The sequence below is a fragment of the Streptomyces sp. WELS2 genome (assembly GCF_013870595.1).
GTDB lineage: Bacteria > Actinomycetota > Actinomycetes > Streptomycetales > Streptomycetaceae > Streptomyces.
This window is the reverse complement of sequence record NZ_JACBWZ010000425.1, coordinates 1-5,378: the sequence shown is the minus strand read 5'-3', so window position 1 is coordinate 5,378 and position 5,378 is coordinate 1. Positions and strand designations below refer to the sequence as shown.

At 70.9% G+C, this 5,378-nt stretch carries 5 protein-coding genes; 3 read left to right on the top strand and 2 right to left on the bottom strand.

From position 1 onward, the window contains the following. Together H5J33_RS22305 and H5J33_RS22300 are read left to right on the top strand one after the other, a co-directional pair. A partial coding sequence (locus H5J33_RS22305; RefSeq protein WP_181796691.1) for an SAV_915 family protein occupies positions 1–350 on the top strand: 350 nt, incomplete at its 5' end. Between the two features lie 295 nt (positions 351–645). Beyond that, positions 646–1,479 carry an AfsR/SARP family transcriptional regulator gene (locus H5J33_RS22300; RefSeq protein ID WP_181796690.1) on the top strand — a complete coding sequence of 278 codons (834 nt, stop codon included), beginning with the start codon at positions 646–648 and terminating at the stop codon, positions 1,477–1,479. Positions 1,480–1,564: 85 nt separating this feature from the next. Here the strand turns inward: H5J33_RS22300 and H5J33_RS22295 are convergent, their stop codons facing one another. Next, positions 1,565–3,040: an aldehyde dehydrogenase family protein gene (locus tag H5J33_RS22295; RefSeq protein WP_181796689.1), complete on the bottom strand. Its 1,476-nt coding sequence runs from the start codon at positions 3,038–3,040 to the stop codon at positions 1,565–1,567. Positions 3,041–3,224: 184 nt separating this feature from the next. Next, positions 3,225–4,658 carry an MFS transporter gene (locus H5J33_RS22290; protein ID WP_181796688.1) on the bottom strand — a complete coding sequence of 478 codons (1,434 nt, stop codon included), beginning with the start codon at positions 4,656–4,658 and terminating at the stop codon, positions 3,225–3,227. Between the two features lie 155 nt (positions 4,659–4,813). Here H5J33_RS22290 and H5J33_RS22285 point away from each other — a divergent pair. Beyond that, a partial coding sequence (locus H5J33_RS22285) for a TetR/AcrR family transcriptional regulator (protein ID WP_181796687.1) occupies positions 4,814–5,378 on the top strand: 565 nt, incomplete at its 3' end.

Genomic DNA, 5,378 nt, shown 5'->3' with positions numbered 1-5,378 from the left:
GACCGGCCTCGCATCCCGAACAGGAGCGGAAGCGCACACAGATGCACCGTGACCTCGTCGTCGTACCCGTCGACCGCGGCGGCGCCGCCCGGACGGTGACGCTGCGGACGGGCCGCCGCCCCACCGGGCACCGGGTGGGGTACGCCTTCACCAGCCCGGACGGGCTCAGACGGACGCTCGGCCGTGGCCAGCCGTGGATCCCGCTCACCCGGTCGGCCCTGGCGGCGCTGCTCGCGCCGCTCGGCATCGAGGAGGTGGTCGTCGATCCGACGGCGATCACACGCCGGAACCCCCATCGTCCCGACGCAAACGGAGCCGCCGGACAGAAACAGGAAATTGCCGAGCCTTGACTTAATTCGGGACTTGCACTTCCAGCACGCCCGTGCAACTCTCACGAGAAACAGCCGACAGTTGAGCAGCATGCCACATTATTGGCCGGGGGAGCGACTCCAACTGTGCACGCCATGACGACAGGGAATATTCCAGGCGCCGCGGTCCCGACTCTCGGAATCTCCCAAGGGCCCGCCCACCCTGTCTGATCCACCGTTTTTTCCGGTCGGCACATTCTTGCCGCACCTCTCGTGTCCGAACCAGTGACAGCTCCCTGCCGGTACGTGTGACAGCCATTCACGCGAAGGGGTTGCCGTGTTCACCTTCTGCATTCTCGGGACGATCGAGGTACACGGTTCGGGGGAGTCGATCAGGATCTCCGGAGCCGTCCAGCAGACCCTCCTCACCGCATTCCTGGCCGGCGGTGAAGAGGTGATCACCGTCGACGCGCTGATCGACGAGCTGTGGGGCACCACGCCGCCGATGAAGGTGGAGAACGCCCTGCAGGCGCAGGTCAGCCGGTTACGGCGCTGCCTCGAGAGAGCGGAGGCGGACCGGGTGCGGTCCCGGCTGACCAAGTGCCCGGCCGGTTACCGGTTCTCCGTGAAGCCCAAGGAGGTCGACGCCCTGACCTTCCTCCAGACCATCGACGCCGTGCGCGCCCGCCTCGACAGCGGGCTGAGCAAGGATTTCCGGCCGGTGATCGAGGAACTGCGCAACGCACTCACGTTATGGCGGGAGCCGCTCTTCGGCGGAATAGCCGGCGGCCCCATCTGCCGTATGGCCGCAGACAAATACCGGGAGGCCCGGAGCCTGGCGCACGCATTGCTGTACGAGCTCGAGCTGCGTGACGGCGCGCACGCCCGTGTTCTGCCGGAAATAAGCGAGCTGTACGCCCAGCACCCTTTCAACGAGCAGTACTGCATGATGCTGATGACGGCGCTTTACCGGGCCGGCCGCCAGACGGACGCGCTCGATGTCTACCGGAGGCTGCGGGAACGGCTGGACCAGCATTTCGGACTGGAGCCCTCCCCGGTGCTGCGCAGATTCGAGCGGGCCATCCTCATGCATGATCCCGGTCTGCTCACGGAGTGGCTTCCGTTCGCCGCGGGTGCGGTACCCGCGAGCGTCAGAGGTCCCTCGTCGTGAGGGCGGTGACGGCGGTGACGGCGGTGACGGCCGGCGGGCCGGGGTGGGCGGCCCGCCGGCCGGGTCTCCTCGCCGGGCGGCGGGTTCAGGCCAGGCCGGTGATCACGGACTTGGTCTCCAGGTAACCGTTCAGGGCCTCCTGCCCCATCTCGCGTCCCCAGCCCGACTGCTTGTAGCCGCCGAAGGGCACCGCCGCGTCGAGCGTGTTCCAGGTGTTGACCCAGACCGTGCCGGCCCGCAGGGCGGCGGCGGTCCGGTAGGCCTTGGCGGCATCGCGGGTGAAGACGCCGGCCGCCAGTCCGTAGACGCTGTCGTTGGCCAGGCGCACGATGTCGTCGGTGTCGTCGAACGGCGTGGCGACCAACACCGGGCCGAAGATCTCCTCGGCCCGGATCCGCATGCCGGCGGTGGTGTCCGTGAACACCGTGGGCGCGACGAAGTAGCCCCGTTCCCCCACCCGGGTGCCGCCGGTGACCAGCCGGGCCCCTTCCCGGCGCCCCGAGTCGATGTAGCCCATGACGCGGTCCAGTTGCTCCCGCGACACCAGCGGTCCCAGCTCGGTGTCCGGTTCGAGGCCGGGCCCGATCCGCATCCGCTCGGCCTGCTCGGCGATGCCGTCGACCACCTCGTCGAAGACGGCGCGCTCGACGAACAGCCGGGAGCCCGCGGTGCACGACTCCCCCTGGTTGAAGAAGATCGCCCCGGTCGAGGCGGCGACGGCCCGCTCCAGGTCGGCATCGGCGAACACGATGTTGGGCGACTTGCCGCCCAGTTCGAGCGTCACCTTCTTCAGGTCCTCGGCCGCCGCCCGGACGATCTCCCGGCCGACCTCGGTGGAGCCGGTGAACGCGATCTTGTCGACGCCCGGGTGCGCGGCGAGGGCGGCGCCCGCGTCGCCGTACCCGGGGACGACGTTGACCACGCCGTCGGGCAGTCCGGCCTCCTGCATCAGCTCCGCCAGCCGCAGCGCCGACAACGGCGTCTGCTCGGCGGGCTTGAGCACCACGGTGCATCCCGCGGCCAGTGCCGGGCCCAGCTTCCAGGCGGCCATCATCAGCGGAAAGTTCCACGGGATGATCTGCCCGACGACGCCGACCGGCTCGCGCAGGGTGAACGCCAGCGTCGTGCCGTGGGGCGCGTTGGAGTAGGGGACCGACCGGCCCTCGATCTTGCTGGCCCAGCCGGACATGTAGTGGAACAGGTCCGCCGCCATGGGGATGTCGGCGACGGAGGCGAAGCTGATGGGCTTTCCGTTGTCGAGGGTGTCCAGCCGGGCCAGCTCGTCGGCGTGCTCCAGGATCAGATCGCCGATCCGGTGGATGATCCGGCCGCGCGCACCGGGCGCCATCCGCCGCCACGGCCCGGCGTCGAAGGCCTCCCGGGCCGCGGTCACGGCGCGGTCGACGTCCCGCGCGCGGGCCCGCGCCACCGTCGCGAGCGGTTCCTCCGTGGCGGGGTCCAGCGTCACGAACGTCTCCCCGTCCGCGGCGTCGACCCACTTGCCGCCGATGAACAGCCGGCGGGCCGAGGCCGGGTACGCGTCAGTGGTGTGCGAGGTCATCGTCGCTGCTTCCCTTCCGCTGTACGAGGGGCGTGGAGCCCAATGTCGCAGGGAGACGGTGACGAACCCCTGAGCGGGCGCTGACGTGCCGGCGCAGGGACACGTCCGGAAGGTACGCCCGGCCCCCGGGCGGGGGATTGCCGAGGGCCGGGCATCTCCCGCCGAACGGGAGCCGGGGGGAAGGTCACGCGGGCCTGTCGGCGGGCAGGCGCAGCGCGACCAGCGCGGCCACCGCGGCGCCCGCCGCCATGGCCAGGGAGGTCGTGAAGGCGGCGTGGGACGGTCCGCCGGTGCCGGAGGCCAGGGCGAGGTAGACGCTGCCGTAGGCGGCGACGCCGATCACCTGGCCGAGCTGGTTGACGGTGGTGAGGACACCGCTGGCGTCCGCGGCGTTGGCGGCCGGCACATGGGCCACGGCGAAGGCGAACAGCGTGCTGAACGCCAGTCCCATGCCGGTGCCGAAGAGGCCGATCGAGACCTCCATGCCGACGTTGATGTCACCGGAGCGGGCGCTGAGGGCGAGCCCGGCGAACGCCACGGCGGCCAGGGCGAGTCCCGCCGGGATCACCCGGCGGTGCCAGTGGGCGGGCAGCCGGCGCCAGTTGAGGCTGGAGACGGCGAACATGACCGCGCTGGGCAGGAACACCAGACCCGCCACCAGAGCGTTGTGCCCCATACCGGACTGCACGTACACGGTGAGCAGGAACAGGATTCCGCCGTAGCCGCCGAGCGAGACGAGGATCGCCAGCGAGGACACCACCATGCCGGGCGCCCGCAGCAGCCGGCCGTGGATCAGCGGCGATCCCCCCGTGCGCTCGGCCCGGCGCTCGAACAGCGCGAACACCGGGATGATCAGGACGAACAGCGCCAGGCTGACCCAGGTCCAGGCGGGCCAGTCCAGCTGGTGGCCGAGGACCAGCGGGAGGACCAGCGCGAACACGGCGATCATGAGGGTGACCAGGCCCGCCAGGTCGAGCCCGAGACCGGGGGTGCCCGTGTCCCGCGGGATGGCGCGCCGGCCGGCCAGCAGCAGGCCGATCCCGATCGGCACGTTCACCAGGAAGCACAGCCGCCACTCGGTGCCGAAGAGGTTCGCCGCGACCAGGACGCCGCCGAGCACCTGGCCGACGATGGCCCCGCCGGAGATGGTGGCACCGTAGCGGCCGAGCGCGCGGGCGCGGGCGTCGCCGCTGAAGTTCAGCTGGATCATGCTGATCACCTGGGGCACCATGAGCGCGGCGCCGATGCCCTGCACGAAGCGGAAGACGATCAGTGCCAGCGCGGTCCAGGCCAGACCGCAGGCCAGGGATGCCAGGGTGAAGAGCACGACGCCGGTGAGGAACATCGCGCGGCGGCCCCACAGCGCGCCCAGCCGTGCGCCGGTGATCAGCAGGACGGCGTACGAGATGATGTAGCCGTCGATCACCAGCTGCTGCTCGGCACCGGAAGCACCCAGGTCCGTGCCGATCTTCGGCACCGCCACGTTGACGATGGCCACGTCCAGGATGGCCATGAAGACGCCGAGGAGCAGGATCGTTAAGAGGGGCCCCGACCCTTCCGCCGCCTGACTGGCTGGCGGCCCCGTCTTGCCGGCTGAGTTCGCGGTTGCCTCGGCCATTGAGCACTCTCCACTCGTGCCTACACTGGATCCCGGACCGGACGGTCCGGGACCGATCGGTCCGGGACTGGTCGGTCCCGAATGTAGGGGCCGGACGGACCGGCGTCAACACGGGCGTCGCGGGCTACGGAAAACCGGCCGGAAGGGGTGACGAGATGGCACGTCGCGCGGCAAGCGGCACACGGGAGCGGATCCTCGGGGTGGCGGCCCGCCTGTTCAACGAACACGGCGTGCGCGCCGTCGGGATGCAACAGGTCGTGGAGGAGTCCGGACTGGGCAAGAGCCTTCTCTACCGCGAGTTCCAGGGGAAGGACGATCTGGTCGCGGCCTGGCTGCAGGAGCGGGACGCCCAGTGGTGGCAGGAGGTCGACACCGAGACCGCCCGCCACGACGGCGATCCGGCCCGGCAGATGCTGACCATCGTGGAGCTGGCCGACAAACGCGTACGCTCCCCGCGCTTCCGCGGCTGTACCTTCTACAACACCGTCGCCGAGTTCCGCGACCCGGCACACCCGGGCCGGCAGGAGGCGACGGCACATCTGGACCGGGTGCGGGCGCGCCTGCGGCTGCTGGCCGCCTCCTCGGGCGCCGCCGACCCGGAGGCCCTCGCCGACGGCCTGATGCTGGTCATCGCGGGCATGTACGCGACCGGCGCCGCGTTCGGCGTCGACGGCCCGCCGAGCCGGGCCCTGGCCACCGCTCGGGCGCTGATCACCCTGC